Raw genomic sequence first — 22,973 nt, 5'->3', positions numbered from 1 at the left:
AAAAAGCGCTCATGTTCAACAAAAACAATCCAACTAAAGGCAACGAAGGCAAGGCCTCCGCGGAGTATGCTAACTCCAATAATATCATCGGTCAGGGAAGTACATTTAGAGGTAATATTGAAACCTATGGAAACCTGCGTGTAGAAGGTCGTATCATTGGTGATGTAAAATCTAAATCTAAGGTAGCTGTGGGGCAGTCTGCAGTGATAGAAGGAAATATCCACTCTCAGGTAGCCGAAATAGAAGGCGAAGTCAAAGGATCAGTAGAGGTTAGTGATTTATTGGTTTTAAAACCGAATTGTAAAATCAACGGCGACATCAACACCAACAAATTAGTGGTAGAGTCAGGAGCTATGTTTGATGGAAAATGTAATATGGGGAAAGCCACCAAGAAAGTAGAGTTTGGCAGTGACAACGGACAGCCAGTAGCTAACAGCACTCCCGTAAATTCACCGAAAGCTAATTAATAAAACAAAAAAAGCCTTTTGAAGTTAATCAAAAGGCTTTTTGCGGTCTCAATATTTTAGTTATTACTGCAAGTTAAAAGCAGCATATACCTGAGCGGTTGAGTTTTTAGAATCTCCTAAGAAAGTTTCTGCTCTATCAGACTTAGCTATTTCGGCTAATCCATAATTATATCTTAAACCTATAGTAAGGGCTGAAAAGTTAAATCCAATACCACCGGCTAAACCATAGTCAAACTTGTTAAAGTTATCTCTGTCCAATTCACCTTCAGAATCGATACCTCCAAATACGGTATCATTAGTACTTTTAGATTTTGCACTTACTAAGTATCCGAAATAAGGACCTATGTGAATATCTGCAGCATCACCTAACTTAAAAGTAGCTAAGATTGGTGCTTCAATATAGTTTAGATTAAAATCAGTTTCACCATTACCGAATGTATTGTCATATTCGGTTTTTGCACCTTTAGCAGAGTAAAGCAATTCTGGCTGGATTGCGAAAGTTTCTCCTACCATGATTTGTGTGTAGATACCAGCATTAAATCCACCTCTTACGTTTTCATCATCCACATCATCTACATATAAATTACTAAGGTTTAAACCTCCTTTAATCCCTGATCTGGCCTCCTGAGCGCTTGCCTGCTTCACGCCCACTAACATTAACAACACAGCCACAACTCCTAGCTTAACCTTCAATTTTTTCATAGTTATTATTTCATTTGATTTATGAGATCACATGAAACAACTATGCCAAATCATCAATTATCGCTGATTTTCAAGGATTACTACACCTGGGACTAGAATTATTGAGTAAGAGTTTACTCAAAGTTGTAGATCGAAATACATTTTCCTACAGTTTTCTAAGCTGATCTACTTAGTGGCTTATCACATAACCTAGGGGTATCCCTTAACTTGTAAATTACACATTTCCCCTGAAGTTTCAGACCATAACATGTTATACCTTTGATCTATAATCATTCAGAAAAATGATTTCAAAAAGAGCTAAAATCTGATAAAACAGATATAAAGATATTTAAGATTAGGGTTTAGGTTGATTAGTTAAGTAAAAGAAAGCGCTCTGGTAACAGGCGCTTTTTTTTGTGCCCCGTTCGCACCATGCCCAGCATGGTGGTGCCGTTTCAGATCATTAAACAAATGGACAGCATAGTTGATTGCTGAGATATAAAGATAGTGATGAGTCTCTTCGCAGAATCTAGAGGCTTATTATGCCGTCGCGAAAATTGAATTTATTCTTGGTGATATTATTTCATTTCACTGCTAACTCAACAGCAAAGCTTATGATTACAGATCTGCTTTACTAAACCACCATGCTCAGCATGGCGGGACGGTTACGCTTACGTTAAACGCGCGGTAACGAGTGTCGCTACTCATTCAGATTGAAGTTGCTCAGATTATCCAAAGTCATTAAAAGCCCCAACTCGATGCTGGGAAATATTTTCCATTATATAACACAAGACACACTCATTTATTCAAATGTAACTGTCTTTCTATGCTGGGTAACACTCAACTTTGATTGACAAGCATCAACTATTATTATTCTTCCTTTTGAAAGCGAGAGATTAAATAAGTTATCCTTGTCACTTACCTTTAACTCAAGTGTCAATTGATTGCCAATTGACAACTCAATTTCATTTACATTTTGATCTTGCCTTGTTTTTAGTTTGCCATTTTCATAAATAATGTATGTATTGGGGACACTTCCTGTAGAAAATCCAGAGTTAAATACAACATTTTCTAAAAGCTGTACCCCATTTATAGTAACACTCACATCATCCTGATTAAACAATCCCCAAAAATGACAGAAAAATTATTCTCTTTTTTCATTGAGTGTTGTAAGCTTGAACAGGAAAATATCATTGTTACAAGTAGTACTAAAATATAAAATATTATTCTTCTCATTTCTGTTTTCCTCTATTTCACACCCCCGTTAGGATGCGTTTGAGCGTAGCGCTAACGCATCCGTTTTACATTATTTATTTTGATTAAAAAACATCAATTCAAATTCCTTTTCTCAACATTAGAATAATCTATCATATCATCTAAAAGCTCTCCCTCTGGCATTAGCATGATATTAACACCATTTCTATTATAGGTAAAATAAGATCCTAATATGCCTTTGTTGAGAGAAGCAATAATTATAGTATCTGTCCTATTGTTTTTAAATTCAAATGAGTCTATAAACCTAAAAACATGGTATTGCTGGTTATTTTTCACAACCACCTCCTCAACGATAATTTTAATGACATACTTCTTACCGTCAACCAGCATTTCCACTTCGTATGCATCATGAGCTTTTTTGGTGAAGTCGAAATACCTAACGAAGCCACTCTGACTTTCTTTCAGCCTAACATAAAAAGCATCATTATGAATTAATAAGCTACCCTTTCTGGAGACGGCATTATCTTTAAACCAGTAGTTAAAATCAATTAAATACTGACAGCTGTCTTTTACTGAATTATCTTTACCGGTTATGGCTATCACCGGCTTATTACCACCACTTAAGTATTTCAAATCATGGGAACATTGATCAAAATTTGAATCACAGGCACCCAAAATGGATATGGTAAATATTTGAAAACAAAAAAGAAATCTTTTCATGTTAAATCCAATATACACATACCTCTCATTATCAGGTACTTACTCCATCAATTATTAACTATCCAACTTTTCTCCATACATAAATAAAAAAGCCCATGCTAAAAAACACGGGCTTTAACTATAAAACATTATAATTCAATTAACTCGATAACCTCTTCCACATATAAATTAAATAACCGAAGCAGGCGGCGGAAACACATATAAGGATAGATGCCAGACCTGTGCGACCATAGATGATGTATCCGGTGGCAAATAATGCAGCGAAAACAGCCACAGTTCCTATGAAGACACTTAATATCTCTGCACTTAGTGCATGCTTTACTTCTGGCATATCCACGCCTCTGTCTTTAGCAGCTTCTTTCACTTTTGACCATCCCGGCCCAGCAGGACGCACTTTGATATAGAACTGAATAAGTTGGTCCATATCGGTCTTACGGGTAGTAAAAGTAACTATGAGCCAAACCACTGTGGTAACAATGACACCTATGAGCAGTTTTTCCCAACCTTCTAGCGCAGTGAAGCCAAGGCTTTCATGAATAAATTCAAAGTAGATGGCGATAAAGAAGGATATAAACATGCCTGATAGCTCTGTAAAGGCATTGATCCTCCACCAGAACCATCTTAATATAAAGATGAGACCTGTTCCTGCCCCAATGGTTAGCAATATTCTAAATGCCTGAATAGCATTTTCTAAATAAAGCGCTAGAATAGCTGAGAATACCATAAGTATGACGGTAGATATTCTACCCACGTTTACCAGTGTTTTGTCAGAGCTTTCAGGGTTTACGAATCGTTTATAAAAGTCATTTACCACATAGCTGGACCCCCAGTTAAGATGGGTTGAAATGGTAGACATAAATGCCGCTATCAATGAAGCGATTACTATTCCTAACAAACCATGTGGAAGGTAGGTAAGCATAGCAGGGTAAGCCAAATCGTTTTTAATTATGCCTGGAGCTACATTAGGGAATGCCGCCTGAATAGATTCTAAATTAGGAAAAACCACAATAGAGGCTAAGGCAATTAAAATCCATGGCCATGGTCTTAAAGCATAATGTGCTACATTGAAAAATAAGGTTGCACCAATGGCATTTTTCTCATCCTTAGCTGAGAGCATTCTCTGTGCGATGTAGCCTCCACCACCTGGCTCAGCGCCCGGATACCAAACACTCCACCACTGTACGGCCAATGGTATAATGAATAATGGCACCAGCGTTTCTGTTTTGGTGAAATCTGGTAATATATCCAGTTTTGTGGCTACTTCCTCATGAGAAAGCAAAGCCTCTATACCACCCACCTCAGGTAAGTTTACAATAACATAAGCCGCCCACACGGAACCTGCCATGGCTATAACAAACTGTACAAAGTCAGTTATTAAAACTCCTTTTAAACCTCCTAAAGAACTGTAAATCACCGTAACTACAGAAGCTATCAACAAGGTTTGAACTGGCGATAAATCCAGTAAGACACCGCCTATTTTAATGGCCGCCAGACATACGGTGGCCATAATCATTATGTTGAAGAATACACCCAGGTATAAAGCCCTGAAGCCACGAAGAAAGGCCGCTGTTTTACCACTGTAACGCATCTCATAAAATTCGAGATCGGTAAGTACTTCTGAGCGCCTCCAAAGCTTGGAGTACACGAATACGGTAAGCATACCAGTGAGTAGGAAAGCCCACCATTCCCAGTTACCAGAAACACCATTCTGACGAACAATATCTGTGACCAAATTTGGAGTATCTGCCGAAAAGGTAGTGGCTACCATGGAAACACCTAAAAGCCACCACGGCATGTCTCTTCCTGAAAGAAAATATTCTGACACACTGGATCCTGCCTGTCTGGCTACAAGAAGACCAATAAAGAGTGAGATAATAAAGAAAGCGATTACAGAAAGCCAGTCGATTGTTTCGAGTATCATTAAGGTAAAAGTTTTTAAACTTTGAGGAAAATTTTCTTTTTATACATGATCCAGACAGGGATAAACATGAGCGCAGTGAACATTAGTGCAAACATTAATGAGCTTAAATAAGCATCTCCCGTCAGATCTTTTAAAGTATTAAATATTGGTTGCTGAATGGTACTTCCTATTACAAATGCCATGATTCCTGCAAGTATGTAGGCGAAAATAGCGTTCATACCAAAAGCCTGGAACGGCTGCCAAAAACTGCCTCTCCATTTTTTAATATCCAACAGCCAAAATAATATAGCTAATAAGTTAAGTGCAATACCACCTGTGTAAATTACATAGGAGCTGGTCCATAAAGCTTTATTAATGGGAAAACTCATATCCCAAAAAAGGCCTAGCACCATGAGAATATTGCCCACCACAAAGAATCCCACCACTTTCTCATAAGGATCCCTATCTGATTGAAGCCACTGCCCTGCCAGCATTCCTATCATTCCCGTGACTATGGCTGGGAATGTGCTTAATAGACCTTCCGGGTCCCAGGTCTTAGTAGCTGACCACATGTGGCCAGTGAGTATTTTAGAATCTACAAAAGCTGCCAGGTTATTTCCAGGCTCTAAAACCTGACCATGAGGCAGAGGCAAAACACTCATAATCAACCAATAAACAACCAATACACCCACACCAATACTTACCTGAGTCTTCCAATTCGTTTTTAGGAATAGAACAGCACAAGCCAGAAAAGCAATAGCTATTCTTTGCAGCACCCCTGGTATTCGGATGTTCGCGATGTCAAAAACAGGAAAGGTATTGAGGAATAATCCTATGGCAAATAATATCATGCTACGCTTAGCGATATGCCATATTCTGCCGCTATGATGGGCAGTTTCATATCTGGCTTTTTGTAAAGACAAACAAATTGCTACCCCCACTATAAATAGGAAAAAAGGAAAAACCAGGTCTGTAGGAGTACAGCCGTGCCACTCGGCATGTTCCAAAGGCGCATAAATATAGCTCCATGATCCCGGATCATTTACGATTATCATTCCCACCATAGTGATTCCCCTGAAAATATCTAAGGAAAGTAGCCTGTCTTGTTTACTCAATAGAGGTTTGTGATTTGTTGTCGTCTGCTAAAAGAACCAATTTGGCAAAACCTTTTGAATTATGAAACATAGTGAGATTCATAAAATCATAATACTGATATTCTGAGGTTTTATCATTTCGATCATTTACTGCGAAATCAATCCCCAGAGCTTTATTATGCTCCGGCTTCACGTTGAGTTCTTTCCAGCTGATGGCCAGCTCTACCTGATAACCCTGATCTTTGTCTTTAGAGTTATTTAAGGTGCCATTCAATGCTACAGCAGACTTCAATTTACCATTCCAGGCGCTATTGTATTCGCCTTTTTTCATGCCTCTATCATCTAATATTGCATTTAGAATATTAATGTGATAGGCATAATCATCATCCTGCCAGGTGGTGGATTGATCATAATTAGCATCTATAAGCACTTCTATACCATCATCCATATGCAAACCTTTTTGATCTCTTTTCTTTGCCAAAGCCTGAAGATTTCTATTCTTCACTTTCATGGCCACATATAGATTCTGATCATCCCATTTTACTGAGAAATAACATGAGTCGCTCAAGTAATTCCAGTAAGGATAGTTAAATGGCTTGAAGGCATACCATTCTGCCGTAGCCCATTCACCAAGGCTACCGTCTACTTTAATGCTACCGGTTTTATCAGCACCAATAATGGCAGTTTTAAACTTGATGATTCGTTCGATAGGATCTACTACTTCAAGTCTGGTTCGCCCGCTTTGCTCTCGACTATCATTTAACGTAGAAAGGGTATTATTGAACCAGTCTATCTGAGTTCTAGCGTCGCCCTCAATACCTGAAAGTGCCTCAAGTGCTAATGACGATATGGTCGCCAAGTTCTTAGACATAGGCTCGATGGATTTCAACACAGGATTAGCATCAATAACAGGCTTTAGTTCTGCCTCGTTTTGCTCCCATTTTGTTAACCATTTTTTGATCTTTTCTAACGACTGCTCATTTTCATCAGCCAAATACTCATCTACTAGATACTTGAACTGCAAGGCGTCTGGAGCATCAGTAATACACACATCGGCGAATAGTGTGTAAGGCGAATAGGTGGCGTACAAAGTACCATTGGTATTTCTGGTGTAACCTTTCATAGGCTCAGCCACATTGGCCAATGTCTTAAGAGCCTGCACATCATAAGAGTTACAAAGATTTCTCAAAATCACATCTCTATTTCTGATATGCGTTAATCCCACTCCTTCAAGTTCTCTGCTTATCACCTCCATACGCTTGTACATGCTTTGCACATCATTGATATTGCCTGGAGACCAAAGCCTCTCAGCAATAGCTGCTGTTCTTGGCCAGATTCGTGAATCAATTGTTAATGATGTAGTTAGCTCACTCCACTGCGTAGCTTCACCTCCCAGCACATTTTTCTGTTGCTCTGCTGTAAGTCCATGACCTTCCGGCAAAGGATCATTCAGATAATGCTTAGCTCCATGATGCATTAAATCAATATAGTAACCATTAGAAAGTATGGTTTTATACCCCTTTTTAGCAGCTTCAGCTAACCCCTCATGTCCTCTCCATGATTGAATAAGAGCTGAAGTTGGAATACCTTCATGAAGAATTTCATCCCAGCCCATCATTTTCTTACCAGAGGCTTTTAAGGTTTTAAGAATGCGATTGTTAAAATAGGTTTGTAGCTCGTGGTTATTAGCTATACCGTTTTTCTTCATAAATGCCTGAATATCAGCATTGGCATCCCAATGTTTTCCTTCGTTTTCATCTCCTCCAATATGGAAGTATTCATCAGGAAAAAGACTGGCCATTTCAGTGAATAGCTTGTCTAGTACCTCATAAGTTTTCTCATTGGTAGGATCTACCGTAGGGTCAAATATGCCCGAATGTCTTTCTATGGTATATGGACCAGGCGCACTTGCCAGCTCCGGAAAAGCCGTCAAAAAGCTAGTGGCGTGCCCAGGAAAATCAAACTCAGGCACCACTCTTATACCACGACTTGCAGCATAATTTACTACTTCTTTAATCTCCACCTGTGTGAAGTATTTACCATCAGAGGCCTTTTCCATCAGCTGAGGATAGACTTTACTTTCCACTCTAAAACCCTGATCATCACATAAATGCAAATGGAGCACATTCATTTTTACTGCTGCCAATCCATCGATATTTCTTTTGATGACATCTATAGGGTGAAAATGTCTGGACACATCAATCATAAGGCCTCTCCACGGAAAGCGCGGTTCGTCAGCAATAGCCACTAAAGGCAAGTAATATCCCTTTTCGTCGGCCATTACCAACTGCAGCAAAGTCTCAAGTCCGTGCATAGCTCCCAAATCCGTTGTAGCGGCAAGCATAACACCATCAGCCTTAACTTCCAGCTGATAAGACTCGTTTTCATATAATTTAATTTCTCCCATCTGTTCAGTCTTCACATTCAAGACGGCTTCACTTGCTGCCGGCTTTACCAGGTTTTGCAAAAAGAAAAGCCCGGTCTTGGCATCCAAACGACGGAGAAATCTGGTGGCAGCATCAGACAGACGGTCTGATGCATTTTCACCTATTGAAACATTAAAATTTTCATTCAAATAATATTTACCCTCATGCAACTTCACTTCTTTAGGGTATGGCATTAGGTTAAGACCTTCCTCTCCTCCACCAGCATACCCCACATAGGCACTACCTATCATTATCAGGCCCAAGGCCCACCCTACTATTCTCTTATATCTCATTGAATCTTTCTTAAAAATGATATCTTTTAAATCCTTCTATTGCCTCATACTCTGGCAACCCTAGTTGATCATAAAGCGTGGCTGTGTCATGATTGCGATCTTCGGCACGCTTCCAGAACTCTCTTGGATCCGCACCTGGGAAGAGTGCTGTATCTTTTTGAGACTGGTGCTTGAATATAGCTTGCCTCTTTCTACTCAGCTCTTCAGGGCTCACAGGTACTGCCATTTCAATATCGTTTACATCCCATTCCTGCCACGCTCCTCTGTACAACCACACCCAGCAGTCTTTCATGTAATCTTCATCTTTTAATCGATCTACCGCTCTAAAGATAGCATCCAGACAAACGCGGTGTGTTCCGTGAGGGTCTGAAAGATCTCCAGCTGCATAAATCTGATGAGGCTTAATTTCTTTTATAAGATCGACAATAATTTGCACATCCTCTTCACCGATTGGCTTCTTTTTAACCAACCCAGTTTCATAAAAAGGCATATCTAAAAAGTGTGCTTTATCATCTGTAAGCCCTACATATCTACAGCCAGCTTTCGCCTCACCCCTTCTTATCAAGCCTTTTATAGCTTGAACTTTAGGACTATCAATATCGCCTGGCTTTTTACTCTTTATGCTTTCAACAATTTCATCGTAAAGAGCTTTTCCATCTTTACCACCTTCATTATACTCTGCATTAAACTCCTGAAAGAAGTCGGCAAATCTGATCACGTCCTGATCAAACACAGCAATATTACCTGAAGTTTGATAAGCTACATGAACATCGTGTCCCTGATCTACCAGCCTGATAAATGTACCTCCCATAGAGATCACATCATCATCTGGATGAGGGCTGAAAATGATTACTCTTTTCTTAGCCGGCTCAGCTCTTTCTGGCCTGTGTGTATCATCAGCATTGGGCTTACCACCCGGCCAGCCGGTAATGGTATGCTGAAGCTCGTTAAATATCTGAATATTAATATTATAAGCAGGACCATGCTCGGTTACAAGGTCACTCATACCGTGGTCATTATAGTCTCTGTCGGTAAGCTTAAGCACGGGCTTATCAAGCTTCTGTGAAAGCCAAATAACTGCCTTTTTTATTAAGTAATTATCCCATTTGCAAGTCTGCACCAACCAAGGTGTTTTTATTCTCACCAATTCTGCAGAAGCAGCCTCGTCTAAAACCACTGTGGTATTAGGATGATTTTGAAGGTAAGTCGCCGGAACAGAATCTGACATTTCACCCTCAACAGTACGTTGAATAATCTTCGCCTTACCTTCACCCCAGGCCATAAGGATAATCCTTTTCGCCTTCATGATAGTACCAACACCCATGGTAATGGCTCTTCTAGGCACATTTTCCTGACCGAAGAAATCACTGGCAGCATCCACACGAGTAATGTGGTCAAGGCTGATCATTCTGGTTTTGGAGTTGATATGAGAACCTGGCTCGTTAAAACCAATATGTCCTGTTCTACCAATACCCAGCACCTGCAAATCTAAGCCTCCATATTCATTAATGAGCTTTTCATAATCTTTACAGAAAGAATCTACCAGCTCATAAGGCAAGGTGCCATCAGGTATGTGTATGTTTTCTTTTTTGATGTCTACATGATCAAACAAGTATTCATTCATGAAACGGACATAACTCTGAAGTGCGTCCGGCTCCATTGGAAAATACTCATCCAGATTGAACGTAACCACATTCTGAAAGCTCAAACCCTCCTCTTTGTGCATTCTTACCAGCTCATTATACACTGAAGTAGGAGATGATCCCGTAGCAAGTCCGAGCACACAAGGCTCACCATTCTCTGCCTTTCCTCTTATCAGCTGTGCAATTTCCTGAGCTACGGAAAAAGATGCCTCTGCTGATGTTTCAAACACTTCTGAGTGTATTCTCTCGAATTTAGTCTTCTCTGTAGTACCACTCGGTTGATGGTCAATACTTCGTGAAGCTGTCAAAGTTTTCATTTCCTATTTATATTTTTTGCGTTTTTTATCTGTTCAATCAGGATAACACCGCTTCTTCCTGGCGCAATGCACTCCAAATTATGGCAGCACCACCAAGCACTGCTATCTCATCATCTTTCAAAGCTGATGGTAGCACCTGTATGGGGTGGCTGTAAGTTTTATAAATGTATTTCTTAATAGATTCTAAGGTCTTCTCGATAAGAAGGTGGCTATTAGCAACGCCTCCTGTAATGAATATGGCCTCGGGATTATACATGGCCACCACATCTGCCAACTTAAAACCCAGTGTATCAGCAGTTTTGGCTATTATTTTAATAGCCGCGCCATCTCCCTCTCTTGCCAGTTGATCAATAATGGCCGGATTAAAATCATGCTGAGCAATTGATCTCAGCCTTGTTTCTCCTTTATACTCCCCTAAAGTTTTATATGCTGTAGTAATAACGCCGCGGGCTGAAACATAAGTTTCTAAACACCCTCTCTTACCACAAGAGCACTGTCTACCACGCTTTTTTACGGATGTATGGCCTAGCTCCCCTGCAAGATCACTTTCACCATGTTGCAACTGCCCGGATGTAAAAACACCACAACCAAGCCCGGTACCAATGGTTACAGAAAGGAAATTCTCCATGGTAATGGCATTTCCATATACTTTTTCTCCTATAGCGGCCAGATTAGCATCATTAGTGATTTTCACAGGTACTGCAAAATGATCGGAAAGAGGCTTTCTAATATCTGCCGGGAAGGACCACTGTAAGTTAGCGGCTCCTGCTATAAGCCCTGTATGAATATTAGCCATAGGAGCCCCTATGCCAATACCTACCAGCTGCAACTCTTGCGCGCTGGTTTCCAGCAACGCTCTGATATTAAGAATAAGATGATTAGCAAAACTCTCCGCACTGGTAAGCTCGCGGGTTCTAAATCTGGTTTTATTTATGATTTTACCACCCTTAGTAACCAGGCCAAGCTTAGTATTAGTACCGCCTACATCTATACCTACCGCTACAAGCATAAGAGATAAAGTTTAGTTAAAGAGCCTGCCAGCTAACACCTTAACAGATTAACCGGCAAGGCTCTTTATACAGGGGAATAGTTTAAGTTGATTGTTTTGGTTGATTGATTAATTTTCTACGTCCCACCAGACTGACGTACCTGCATTATCATTTCCTCCGAAGAAATTATCTTTAGCCTCTTGATATCTAGTAGGAGACACACTGGTAACATTAGATGGAACAGGTAATTTCTTTATAAACTGCCCTGTTGGAATGTTAGCATTCTGACTGGCAGGTATTGGCTTTAACTTAGGGTATCCAGTTCGTCTAAATTCAGCCCAAGCCTCTGCGCCATCAGGGAATATGGCAATCCACTTTTGAGTAATAATCTTCTCTAAGCGTTCCTCATCAGCAGTAGCATCCTCCCAAGATGGGGTTACGGTTGTCATAGCTGCAAATGCGTTAGAAGCATTTTTAGGATCAGTATAGCTTTTAGGAGTCAGGTGGCTCTTAATGTAATCATCCGCATCTTCAAGACCATATTGTGCAAATGATGTTTTAATACCTTCTTCATAAAATTCCTGAGCTGTCCCACCCATGTTCCAGCCATATAGGGCTGCCTCAGCTTTCAGAAAATAGGCTTCTGCTGCTGTCACTAATACCATCGGTGCGGTTTGAGCAAAATTAGGTTTTGAAAAACCTACATACGCCCCTTGTATTGGAGGTGCACCCTGTCTTATTCCTTTGTACTCACCTGCAACTTCTTCATCTGCCGCAGCACTGAAAAATTCACCTAGCCTAGGATCTTGATATCCACCTAGTATAGACTCAACATCAGCTCCCATTTGAATATCACCCCAAGCAGCCAACTGCCACAAAGGATGGTTGTATGATGTCACTATTGAAAATTCGCCGTCATCAGCCGTTAAAGTCCCATACTCATCAGCAATTACCTCCTCAGCCAAAGTTTGCGCCTTGCTAGGAGCAACATCAGAAATACGCATAGCCAGCCTTAACTTAAGCGTGTTAGCCAGTTTTATAAATTTAATGTAATCACCACTATAAGAAGAAACATCATTACTGATTCTATTAGCTCTTTCTGTACCCACATAAGAACTTAATGTATCAATGGCGAAATCTAGCTCTGAAAACATTTCATCGTAAATAGTTTCCAGGTTATCCCACTGCACATCTGTTCCCGTTCCAAAATCTTTATAAGGAAAGGCTCCAAAAGCATCTACCATTGGTAAAGCCGAAAGTATTTTCAACAATAAACCGTAAGAATAATAATCTGAATATTCAGGTAATGCCTCTCTCTTTAATGCCACCATTTGAGTGAGGTTAGTAGAAGCCACTGTGTAAATCCACCCATTCCAGCCATCATTAATATTGTAATGGGCATTGGTTCCAGGTAAGCCAAACGGATTAGCACTCATCATATAACCACTAAAATGATCAGCATTTAGATTTTGCTCTACCTGATACTGCCAGGATGTTGTAATGTTATTAACGTTTGTTGATAAGCTTGGAATGAAAGATTTTACATTTAATGCATCTGCCTTAAGCAGTTCTTCATTCAGAGCCTTATCACTAGTTTGCATATCTTCCATTACGTCATTACAGCCGAATAGAATAGCAACCATCATCAATGTGATTAATGTATATTTAGTCTGCTTTTTCATATCAATATTTTTAATGATTAAAATGTAGCTTTAAGACTAAAGCCATAAGATCTGGTAGACGGCACAAAGAATGTGTGCATACCTTGAAGCACATTACTTGAACCTGCTGAAACTTCCGGATCAAATGGTGCATCATTTTTGAAGAAGAAAAGGTTTCTACCTATTGCTGACAAAGTCATGCTTTTAACAGCTTTCCCTAAGAAACCAGCAGGCAATGTATATCCTAAAGATAATTCTCTTAGTCTAACATTGGTTGCATCATAAACATACTGGCTTCCTACACCTGCAATTCCTCCCACTGAAGTATAATAGAACTGAGGATCAAAAGATTGACCACCTATATTTACCACTTCTGCGTCTCTGGCATCAGCACTGGCCTGAGATCTACCATATGAATCGAGAATTGACTCAGTTTGAGAAAGAACTTCTCCGCCAAATTTACCATCAATTAAAAATTTGAATGTGAAATTTTTATAATGGAAAGTATTTTGCCATCCAAGCTGCCAGTCTGGATTAGGGTTTCCTAAATAAACTAATTCATTACTTGGGGTAGTCTGAATAGAACGGGTTACTTCTCCTGTATTAGGATCTGTTTCTTCCAACACTTCTATGTTTCCATTTGAATCTCTTAAAAAATCAATACCGTAGAAATCACCATATGATCCACCTTCTTCTACACGTATCTCCATCATTCGTCCATCTACAAACTTAGTTACGATAAATGAAGAATTTTCTAGACGCGGATCTATTGAAAGCACTTCATTATTATTCTTAGAGAAGTTAAAAATAGTAGAGTAAGTAAGTGCTCCACTAGTAGCCACATCAGCACTTAGCATAGCTTCAATTCCACTGTTTCTAACAGCACCGCCATTGATATAATAATTTTCATAAGCATCACCTACTGCTGCCGGAATTGTAAATATTTGATCTTCAATCTTATTATTGTAATAAGTAATATCCAGACCAATTTTATTATTTAAGAATTTCAAATTTGTACCTAATTCGAAAGATTTAGATCTCTCAGGGCTAAGCTCTCCCAAAGGAGCTGTGGTTGGAGATTGAATTTGTCCATTTCCATTAATTGTTCTAGGCTGCGCAAATGCATAACCGAATGGTAAATCATTACCAACCTCACTGTAAGATCCACGTATTTTAGCAAAACTTAAAGCATCTGATTGTCCTATAAGTTCGGATAAAATAAAGGTTAAACCTCCCGAAGGATAAAGGAATGAATTATTATCTGACGGCAGTGTCGACGACCACTCATTTCTCAAAGTGAAATCAACAAAAACCATATCTTTGATTCCTAAAGAAGCTGTGGCAAATGCAGCTTGCAATAGCTCTTCAGTGGCTGTTTCTTCTTTATAAAATCCTGACTGTAAGTTTTGTATCGCAAAATAGTTTGGAACAATTATTCCTACGGTATTATCACCAGTAGACCTAAGTAACATACTCTCTACAGTGGTGTAATAATTACTAAATCCAGCAGTGGCATTCAAAGACAAATTATCACCAAAATACTTATTGTAAGTCAACAATAAATCAGAATATAAAAAGGATGATGTTTGACTTCTTGTCTGATAATCCCCACCAGTATTTACGTTGATTGCTGATGATGTTGCATATAAACGTTGTTCAAACTGGTCCTCAATTCTATCAAGGTTAACCCGCCCCATTACTTTTAGATTACTGGCTACAGGAACTGTTATTCCTAACTTATAAATTCCTCTATTTCTCCAGCTATCATTTGGCTGTCTGTTTACAATCCAATATGGGTTTTCTGCCGTAAAAATATAGTTATTATCCTTGTAAGGATAATTTTGAGCGTTCAAATTCCTGGCCGGATCGAACACCTCGTAATTTGATTTATAATCCTTAAATGCTTCGAAAGATTCAGGATACATATAAGTAGCCAAAACAGGGTTATGATAAAAACCAGGTAAAGGAGTATTCTTGATTTTCTGATTGATAAAATTAGCACTTCCGTCTACGGTAACCTTGTCGAATACCTTACCAGACAACCTCACCATAAAGTTGTTTTTTTCCATGTTGTTTTCAGGAACGATACCCTTTGCATCCGTTCTTGCATAAGAAATGTAATATTGTCCCAAGTCATTTCCACTTGAAAGAGACAAGCTATTGATAAAAGTAGAACCAGTTCTAAAGAATTCATCAACATGATCTTCACTAGCCGTATTATTTGCGCTACCCCAGGTACTCAATGAAGCTCCAGGAGCATCCTGTCCGTATTTACTTTGCAAATCTGGAGTAAGTAAAGGCGATTCAAAGGTGATAGATGAGGAAAAAGAAACTTGACTCGATCCTTCTTTCCCTTTTTTGGTAGTAATTAATATAACACCATTTGCTGCCTGACTTCCATAAAGTGCCGCAGCTGATGCACCTTTAAGAACGTTAATGCTCTCAATATCATCTGGGTTTAAGTTTCCAATTGCATCTCCATTATCAACAGTTCCGAACAAATCAGTAGCGGTACCTAAATCTCCACTATTCATTGGGACACCGTCAATAACATATAATGGTTCATTAGGGCCATTAATAGATTTATTCCCCCTTAATAGGACCCTTGAAGACGAACCAACACCACCTGCAGTTCTAGTAATACTAATACCTGCCGTTTTACCGGCAAGACTATTAACTAAATTCTGTTCCTTAACGGTAGTTAGCTCCTCTGCATCTATTTGTTGCGTAGCATAGGTAAGACTTCCTTCCTCCCTCTCAATACCCAACGCTGTCACTACTACCTCACCAAGCTCGGTCACATCTTGAGAGAGCTCTATGTTGATAGTGGTTTGATTGCCTACCGTTACCTCCTTAGTAGTGTAACCAATAAAGGAGAAAACTAAAACGGCATTTTCATTAGGTACTTGCAAACTGTAGTTACCCTGCATGTCGGTAGTGGTGCCCACGCTGGAGCCTTCCACCACTATGTTCACACCGGGGATCGGTGCGTTCTCTAGAGGGTCAGTAACTTTTCCTGATACCTGAAATTGGGCCCAGGCGCCAGGTATCAGCAACGCCATAAATAGACCAGTTAGTAAAAGATTTTTCATAGATAATAAGGTTGATTAGGAATCCCAATTTGATAATGAAAAGCGTAAAAAGGAAAATAAATAAACCTTATTAGCTAAATGGTTAAAATTTGTAGCTGTTTGGCATTATTCAATCGATTGCCTGAAAATAAGCGGTTTATATAGCTTCTGACACCATCTTTTCAATAGCTTTTTTTCACTATGTTTAGTTATTACAAAGCCACTTTCTTATTTATGGAATCATTTTCAATCATATTGAGAGATCACTATATTAGTGCTGGTTTGAAAGAAAAAATAATTACTCTACTCAAGAAGCCGGTCGTTTATCACTCTCTATTCTGGATAGGCTATTTTGTTTTCAACATCTTTAGATGGGGAAACTATTTTGATGATTATGGCTATTCTCTACGTTCTAACTTGGTAGAGTTTCCAATACATCTGGTACTGGTTTACTTTAATCTTTATTATCTCCTCCCCAGATACATTCCGTCTCGCCTTACTAAGTACCTCATGATGTTATTCGTGGCACTCATAGCCATGTCACTGATACGGATTGTTCTTACTTACAATTTAGTTACTACAGAAATCTGGCGGGAGTCAGTAGTAAAAGACCAGGCCATGTTTGGCCTTAACTATATCATAGCTGTAGCTATTGGCGAACTATATGTCATTGGTCTTACCATGGCCATGAAACTGATCATCGACTGGGTAAGCGCTCAAAAAAGAGCAAGAGAGCTAGAGCGAAGAAACCATGAAACTGAATTATCTTTTCTTAGATCACAGGTGCAGCCACACTTCTTCTTTAACACCCTGAATAACTTATATTCTCTAACGCTAGATAAATCAGACAAAGCACCAGAAACTGTATTGAAACTTTCAGAGCTAATGAGCTATGTTATATATAAAGGAAAAAATAAGCAGGTGTCATTACCAGATGAAGTATCGCATATACACAATTATATAGACCTGGAGCGGTTAAGATATGGCAATAAACACATTGCTGAGGTAAACATTTCTGGAGATATTCAGAACAAAGCCATACCTCCACTTATCCTCATGCCTTTTATTGAAAATGCTTTTAAACATGGGTCGGATTATAAAAATGGAAAAAAACCAATTCTTATAGGACTTGAAATAAAGCAGAACACACTTTACTTTACGGTGAGGAATTCTAAAAAGAAAAATTTCACCGGGGCCAAAGCCATCAATAGTAACTCCGGAATAGGCATTCAAAATACTATTAGAAGATTAGAATTATTATATGATCGAGATTTCAACCTTAGCATAAAGGATGATGAAGATCAGTACAGAATATCACTAAAACTTATCCTGGATGAAAATTAAGTGCCTGATTGTGGATGACGAACCTCTCGGGAGAAATGTGATCATCAATCACTTGAAAAATTTTTCCGACTTTGAGATCATTGGTACTTGTAACGATGCCATGGAAGCGTTTCAATTTATTAAAAAGGAATCTGTAGATGTTATGTTCCTTGATATCAATATGCCAGAAATGAGTGGCATAGAGTTCATCAAGGGACTGGATAAAAAGCCTTTAACAGTAATAACCACTGCCTACAGAGAATACGCGGTAGAGAGCTTCGAGTTAGATGTGGTGGATTACCTGGTAAAACCAATATCATTGCAGAGATTCATGAAAAGTGCCGATAAGATTTTAGATCATTTTAAACTCATATCAGGTAGTACTGCACAAGAAAGTAATGATCATATATTCATCAAAGTAGATAAGAAAATTGTAAAAATTCTACTTCAGGACATCCTATACATAGAAAGTCTGAAAGACTATGTACGTGTGGTTACTCCTTTGGAAAGTCTTATTACGCATCATAACCTACGGAGTATTACCAAATTACTGCCTGAAGAGATGTTTTTAAGGATACACCGCTCATACACGGTAGCCATAGATAAAATAAAATCACTAGAAGGAAATAATATTGAAATAGAAGGCAAGTCGTTGCCTATAGGAAGAAACTACCAGAAGAAAATTAAAAAACGTATCGGTGCAGATAAAATATAGCTGTCAATTATAAATAAATTGAGTTTTATATAACTTTTTCCAATCTTAACTGCAAAAAAATTCAATTCAATTTACTAGACAACTTTTCGTTTATAAATTTGCACCCAAATGAATTTCATGATGCAAGCCAAACACGTTGTCTTATTATTTTTTGCGGCTCTCTTTTTTAGCACTCAAGCAAACAGTCAAAATTTCGTTTTCCCTCAGGATTATGAATGGAATACTTTAAATGAAGGCGACACACTCAATTTCACAGTAAAAATAACTGGCGAAGCCAGTCATGATTATAAATTCTCCCTATATGGTGACAGAGGATTAAGCATTGATTTCGATTCCGTTGGAAATTTTCATTGGGTACCATCTTATGATCTTGTAGACAGAGTAAAAGAAAAAGAAGACTTCAGTGTTATTTTCGAAGCAATCAATAGCACCGGGAATAAGATCAGAAAAGAGGTTCCTTTCACTATTTCACATAAAAACAGGCCTCCATCAATCGGGGAGCTGCCTATATTTTATGTGAAGCAGTATGCACAAAATGAGTTCAACCTTAAGCAGCTAAACCAGATTAACGACCCTGATGAAGATCCTATAGTTTTCAAATCTATCTTATCTGAGATGCCTGAGGGCGCTTCCTTGTCAGAATTAGGGATTTTTAGCTGGAAGCCATCACGAAATCAATTCAGAAATATTAGACAAAAGCCACTTGAAGTTCACTTTATAGTGCAAGATCAACCTGAAAAATCAGAGACAATGGGTACAATACTGATATCCCCTACCCAGCTGGATTTACCTCCTGAAATATTAATGGTTCCTAATGACACTCTAATACAAATGAAAGAAGATGAGGTAATTAACCTTAACTTTTACGTGTCAGACCCTAATGGAGATGATAACATAAGAGATGTGGCGTTCGTTTCCAATGACCTTCGGGTACCAAAAAGTGGTCTTATCAGAAACACCGCCACTCAGTGGGAATTTACCTGGACTCCTGGTTATGAATTTGTAGGTGAGGAAGAAAGAACTACCACGGTAGAAGTGGTATTTTATGTTCTTGATGAAAGCAATAAGAGAGCGGAGAAAAGTTTAAAAATAGAAATTCAAGACACTGAGAATCTGGAACAGAAAGATCAGAGGTTATATAACAAATACAGAAACATGCTGGTGCAAACCATGGACATGATTGATCAGCTAGACGCCAACCAGAAGGCCTTGAATAAACAATTAAAGAGAGCTAAAAAAGGCAAGAAAAATAGATCAATTATCAACGCATCTTTAGGTGCTGTAACTGGTGTAAGCCCTGTATTCCTTGAAAACAAAGAAAAAGATTATGTTACAGGAGTAGGCGGAACGGCCGTACTTACATTAGGTACATTAGAGGCTACCGAAGTATTGGGTAAATCTAAAGATGATATTCTTGAGAGACTAAAACTCAATATAGATATTAGAAATGCACTTCAAGCCGAAGGAGATCAATATGCCAGAAAATATGCCTTAAAATCTCAGAGAAGAGATAAAAACTTCTATTCTGATGTTGATAAACTTAAGGCTCAGCTCAATAACAAAAAGATGATTCTTTTAGAGCTAGATGCCAGCTGGGAAAACCCTACTAAATCGACGGATAAAAACCTGAAAAAGCAATTCCCTGACTTTAACAATGAAGGTTTCGAGGAATAATTAACACTGGAAATCAATCATTAAAAGACCATATTATTGAAAATAAAAGAGCACTTCGCCCAACTCCAATCTTTATTAAAGAAAGAAAAAGAAGAGGATCTTTATCAATATAAAATAAAAATGACCAGCACCTCGCTTACAGAAAGGCGTAAGCAGGGTGTATGTTGGTTTCCGGTACAATTAGAAAAAACCAGCTTTGACGCCGGTGAAAGGTTGGTAGTAAGGGTTTCCAGGTCAAGCAAACACACTGACTCTCATCTCTTTCAATCTGGGAAGCTAGTTAGTGTTTTCTCCACGGCAGGCAATAATAACGAGCAAGAAGAGGCCATTAATGGGGTGGTCAATTATGTAAATAAACATGAAATGCTCATCACCCTAAACCATGACTTCGCACCTGATTGGTTAAAAGGTGGCAGCTTAGGTGTACAACTACTTTTTGATGAAAGCTCTTACAGGGAGATGGACAAGACCCTTAAAACTTTACAGAAAGTAGATACCGGGCGTATAGTGGAGTTAGCATCCATTCTATTATCAGAAACACCCGCATCTTTTAAAACCAGTCCGGATACTGCAACTCAAGGCTTAAATGATTCTCAACAAGCAGCCGTAAATTTAATTAACAAAGCGGAAGATGTAGCCATCATACACGGACCTCCGGGAACAGGTAAAACTACCACCATCATTGAGGCTATTTTACAGACTGTTGGTAAAGAGCAACAGACGTTAGTTTGCGCACCTAGTAATGCAGCTGTTGATCTTCTAGTAGAAAAATTAAGCGCAAGAGGTGTTAACGTACTTAGGCTTGGGCATCCGGCAAGAGTAACTGAAGACATTTTAAGCAAGACTTTAGATGCCAAAATAGCTCATCATTCAGATTATAAAGAACTTAAAAATCTAAAGCAAAAGGCTGAAGAATACCGAGCACTAGGCAGAAAGTATAAAAGACACTTTGGCCAAGCAGAGAGGCGGCAACGCAAACTACTACTAGATGAGGCCAGAAGCTTTAAAGATGAAGCGGAGCAGCTCAGTTTTTATATTACTAATGATATATTGAACAAAGCTCAGGTCATCGCCTGCACACTGGTGGGAGCAAGCAATAATGCCATTAAAGGTATCAGCTTCAAAACGGTATTCATTGATGAAGCAGCCCAAGCCCTGGAACCAGCCTCATGGACTCCAATAATAAAATCTCAAAGAGTAATATTTGCGGGTGATCATCATCAACTACCCCCTACCATTAAATCTTTCACTGCAGCAAAAGAGGGCTTAGAAATAACACTATTTGAAAGAGCTATCAAAAATAATTCTGCTGATGTCATGCTACAGGAGCAATATAGAATGCATACTGACATCATGAGTTTCTCCAGCAGATTCTTCTACAAAGACAAGCTCACTGCCAACTCTAAAGTGGCCGGCTGGACCGTGTTTGAAGATGATGGTGCGGTAGAGTTTATAGATACAGCTGGTTGTGGATATTTCGAACAGGTAGACCCAGAGAGCCGTAGCACATTCAACACTGATGAAGTCAATCTACTTTCCCTTCACCTTAACCAATATATTGAGCAAGTTCAGGCAATCGGCAAGCTAGATAACATTCAAGACATTGGCATTATTGCCCCCTACAAAGCACAAACCGCCGCCTTGGTGGAACATTTTGTAGAAAATAAGCACCTGCCAGAACAGATCAAAGCCCGAACTGACATCAACACCATTGATAGTTTTCAGGGCCAAGAGAGAGACATCATCTACATCACCCTCACCAGATCCAATGAAAAAGGAGAAATCGGCTTCCTCTCTAATGCCAGGAGAATGAATGTAGCCATGACCAGAGCCCGAAAAAAATTGGTGGTGATAGGAGACAGCTCTACTATTGGCCAGAACGAATTCTACTCAGCATTTCTTGATTATGTTAATGAAATTGGCGCTTATAGAAGCGCTTTTGAATTCATTTATCTGGAGTAAGGCATCGGGGCATTAAAGCTGAAAAGCTTACACTTCTTACATTATTCATTGCATACAGAAGCTTTTCTGAGATAATCTGTGTTAATTGTTATATGAGCGGTTACAAAAAGGTCTATTTACCATTTACCTTTAGGCATAGCACTGTATTTAACAATAACTTAAAACATTAATTCTCATGAGTTTATTCAACATATTCGGGTCTGAATCTGAAAAGAGAAAGAGCCATATAAAAAATTTAATTGCAGTGGCTATGGCTGATGGCCATCTAGATAAAGAGGAGTGGGATTTTTTAATGAATATTGCTCAGAATTTAGGAATGGAAACTGATGAAATCCAAAACATCAAAAACAACCCTGACGACATTAAATTCACGCCTCCAAAAAAATACGAAGAAAAGATACAGCAACTGGAAGATCTTGTAGCTGTAATGATGATCGATGGCGATATAGACAAGAATGAAATAGAGATCTGCAAGAAAATAGCTCTTAATCTGGATCTACTACCACGAGTAATTCATGATCTCATTTATGATACTTATAAAAAGCGAATAGCCTTTGGAAAGAAAAGTTAGAAATGCCTTTTAAAAAGGCATTTCCCCTAAACGCAAAAAGGCTTTCAAACAAATGTTTGAAAGCCTTTTTTTATGCAGAGGAGGAGGGATTCGAACCCCCGGTACCTTGCGGCACGCCGGTTTTCAAGACCGGTGCATTCGACCACTCTGCCACTCCTCTAGGTCGATTGTGAGGATCATTTCCCCAACAGGATTGCAAATGTAATTGAATATTTTTTTAACGCAAACTCTTAAAGAATTTTTTATCGATT

Annotated in this window: 16 protein-coding genes and 1 tRNA gene; 6 read left to right on the top strand and 11 right to left on the bottom strand. The window is 38.9% G+C overall.

Annotation, left to right across the window (positions count from 1 at the left end; translation table 11 throughout):
* The first annotated feature begins 11 nt into the window (after positions 1 to 11).
* Entirely contained in the window at positions 12 to 467 is a 456-nt protein-coding gene (locus LVD16_RS06615) for a bactofilin family protein (RefSeq protein WP_233773133.1), read from the top strand.
* Positions 468 to 530: 63 nt separating this feature from the next.
* On the opposite strand, the gene LVD16_RS06610 is transcribed toward LVD16_RS06615, so the two are convergent.
* From LVD16_RS06610 to LVD16_RS06565, 10 genes are all read right to left on the bottom strand, one after another.
* Entirely contained in the window at positions 531 to 1,169 is a 639-nt protein-coding gene (locus LVD16_RS06610; protein WP_233773132.1) for a porin family protein, read from the bottom strand.
* A gap of 781 nt (positions 1,170 to 1,950) precedes the next feature.
* Positions 1,951 to 2,253: a hypothetical protein gene (locus LVD16_RS06605; protein ID WP_233773131.1), complete on the bottom strand. Its 303-nt coding sequence runs from the start codon at positions 2,251 to 2,253 to the stop codon at positions 1,951 to 1,953.
* A 224-nt stretch (positions 2,254 to 2,477) separates the two neighbouring features.
* Positions 2,478 to 3,083, bottom strand: a complete 606-nt coding sequence (locus LVD16_RS06600) for a hypothetical protein (RefSeq protein ID WP_233773130.1) — start codon at positions 3,081 to 3,083, stop codon at positions 2,478 to 2,480.
* 139 nt (positions 3,084 to 3,222) lie between these two features.
* Positions 3,223 to 5,004: a sodium:solute symporter family protein gene (locus tag LVD16_RS06595; protein ID WP_233773129.1), complete on the bottom strand. Its 1,782-nt coding sequence runs from the start codon at positions 5,002 to 5,004 to the stop codon at positions 3,223 to 3,225.
* A gap of 14 nt (positions 5,005 to 5,018) precedes the next feature.
* On the bottom strand, positions 5,019 to 6,098 hold the full coding sequence (locus tag LVD16_RS06590) for an acyltransferase family protein (RefSeq protein WP_233773128.1): 1,080 nt from the start codon (positions 6,096 to 6,098) through the stop codon (positions 5,019 to 5,021).
* Entirely contained in the window at positions 6,091 to 8,796 is a 2,706-nt protein-coding gene (locus tag LVD16_RS06585; protein WP_233773127.1) for a family 20 glycosylhydrolase, read from the bottom strand. The genes LVD16_RS06590 and LVD16_RS06585 overlap by 8 nt, the downstream gene beginning before the upstream one ends.
* 10 nt (positions 8,797 to 8,806) lie before the next feature.
* On the bottom strand, positions 8,807 to 10,756 hold the full coding sequence (gene nagB, locus LVD16_RS06580; RefSeq protein WP_233773126.1) for a glucosamine-6-phosphate deaminase: 1,950 nt from the start codon (positions 10,754 to 10,756) through the stop codon (positions 8,807 to 8,809).
* Between the two features lie 37 nt (positions 10,757 to 10,793).
* Entirely contained in the window at positions 10,794 to 11,765 is a 972-nt protein-coding gene (locus tag LVD16_RS06575) for an ROK family protein (protein ID WP_233773125.1), read from the bottom strand.
* Between the two features lie 108 nt (positions 11,766 to 11,873).
* Complete coding sequence (locus LVD16_RS06570; protein WP_233773124.1) at positions 11,874 to 13,427, bottom strand: SusD/RagB family nutrient-binding outer membrane lipoprotein; 1,554 nt, start codon at positions 13,425 to 13,427, stop codon at positions 11,874 to 11,876.
* A gap of 17 nt (positions 13,428 to 13,444) precedes the next feature.
* Entirely contained in the window at positions 13,445 to 16,498 is a 3,054-nt protein-coding gene (locus tag LVD16_RS06565; RefSeq protein WP_233773123.1) for a SusC/RagA family TonB-linked outer membrane protein, read from the bottom strand.
* 213 nt (positions 16,499 to 16,711) lie between these two features.
* On the opposite strand from LVD16_RS06565, the gene LVD16_RS06560 reads away from it, so the two are divergent.
* From LVD16_RS06560 to LVD16_RS06540, 5 genes are all read left to right on the top strand, one after another.
* Positions 16,712 to 17,821, top strand: coding sequence for a sensor histidine kinase (locus tag LVD16_RS06560; protein ID WP_233773122.1), 1,110 nt, complete (start codon positions 16,712 to 16,714; stop codon positions 17,819 to 17,821).
* Positions 17,811 to 18,515 carry a LytR/AlgR family response regulator transcription factor gene (locus tag LVD16_RS06555; protein ID WP_233773121.1) on the top strand — a complete coding sequence of 235 codons (705 nt, stop codon included), beginning with the start codon at positions 17,811 to 17,813 and terminating at the stop codon, positions 18,513 to 18,515. The genes LVD16_RS06560 and LVD16_RS06555 overlap by 11 nt, the downstream gene beginning before the upstream one ends.
* Before the next feature lie 117 nt (positions 18,516 to 18,632).
* Complete coding sequence (locus tag LVD16_RS06550) at positions 18,633 to 20,189, top strand: hypothetical protein (RefSeq protein WP_233773120.1); 1,557 nt, start codon at positions 18,633 to 18,635, stop codon at positions 20,187 to 20,189.
* 36 nt (positions 20,190 to 20,225) lie between these two features.
* Positions 20,226 to 22,151 carry an AAA domain-containing protein gene (locus tag LVD16_RS06545; protein WP_233773119.1) on the top strand — a complete coding sequence of 642 codons (1,926 nt, stop codon included), beginning with the start codon at positions 20,226 to 20,228 and terminating at the stop codon, positions 22,149 to 22,151.
* Between the two features lie 175 nt (positions 22,152 to 22,326).
* Positions 22,327 to 22,722 (top strand): tellurite resistance TerB family protein, encoded by a 396-nt coding sequence (locus LVD16_RS06540; protein ID WP_233773118.1) that lies wholly within the window; start codon positions 22,327 to 22,329, stop codon positions 22,720 to 22,722.
* A 75-nt stretch (positions 22,723 to 22,797) separates the two neighbouring features.
* Here LVD16_RS06540 and LVD16_RS06535 read toward each other — a convergent pair.
* A tRNA-Ser gene (locus LVD16_RS06535) sits at positions 22,798 to 22,882 on the bottom strand.
* Between the last annotated feature and the right edge of the window lie 91 nt (positions 22,883 to 22,973).

The organism is Fulvivirga ligni, assembly GCF_021389935.1.
GTDB classification, from domain to species: Bacteria; Bacteroidota; Bacteroidia; order Cytophagales; family Cyclobacteriaceae; genus Fulvivirga; species Fulvivirga ligni.
Note: the sequence above shows the minus strand (reverse complement) of the source record. Positions and strands in the feature narration are given on the sequence as shown.

Bases quoted from the DNA above. Each gene is read 5' to 3' on its own strand.
- LVD16_RS06565 (WP_233773123.1), bottom strand. From the start codon at position 16,498: ATGAAAAATCTTTTACTAACTGGTCTATTTATGGCGTTGCTGATACCT.
- LVD16_RS06560 (WP_233773122.1), top strand. From the start codon at position 16,712: ATGGAATCATTTTCAATCATATTGAGAGATCACTATATTAGTGCTGGT.
- LVD16_RS06615 (WP_233773133.1), top strand. From the start codon at position 12: ATGTTCAACAAAAACAATCCAACTAAAGGCAACGAAGGCAAGGCCTCC.
- LVD16_RS06540 (WP_233773118.1), top strand. From the start codon at position 22,327: ATGAGTTTATTCAACATATTCGGGTCTGAATCTGAAAAGAGAAAGAGC.
- LVD16_RS06595 (WP_233773129.1), bottom strand. From the start codon at position 5,004: ATGATACTCGAAACAATCGACTGGCTTTCTGTAATCGCTTTCTTTATT.
- LVD16_RS06610 (WP_233773132.1), bottom strand. From the start codon at position 1,169: ATGAAAAAATTGAAGGTTAAGCTAGGAGTTGTGGCTGTGTTGTTAATG.
- nagB (WP_233773126.1), bottom strand. From the start codon at position 10,756: ATGAAAACTTTGACAGCTTCACGAAGTATTGACCATCAACCGAGTGGT.
- LVD16_RS06570 (WP_233773124.1), bottom strand. From the start codon at position 13,427: ATGAAAAAGCAGACTAAATATACATTAATCACATTGATGATGGTTGCT.
- LVD16_RS06600 (WP_233773130.1), bottom strand. From the start codon at position 3,083: ATGAAAAGATTTCTTTTTTGTTTTCAAATATTTACCATATCCATTTTG.
- LVD16_RS06575 (WP_233773125.1), bottom strand. From the start codon at position 11,765: ATGCTTGTAGCGGTAGGTATAGATGTAGGCGGTACTAATACTAAGCTT.
- LVD16_RS06585 (WP_233773127.1), bottom strand. From the start codon at position 8,796: ATGAGATATAAGAGAATAGTAGGGTGGGCCTTGGGCCTGATAATGATA.
- LVD16_RS06550 (WP_233773120.1), top strand. From the start codon at position 18,633: ATGATGCAAGCCAAACACGTTGTCTTATTATTTTTTGCGGCTCTCTTT.
- LVD16_RS06555 (WP_233773121.1), top strand. From the start codon at position 17,811: ATGAAAATTAAGTGCCTGATTGTGGATGACGAACCTCTCGGGAGAAAT.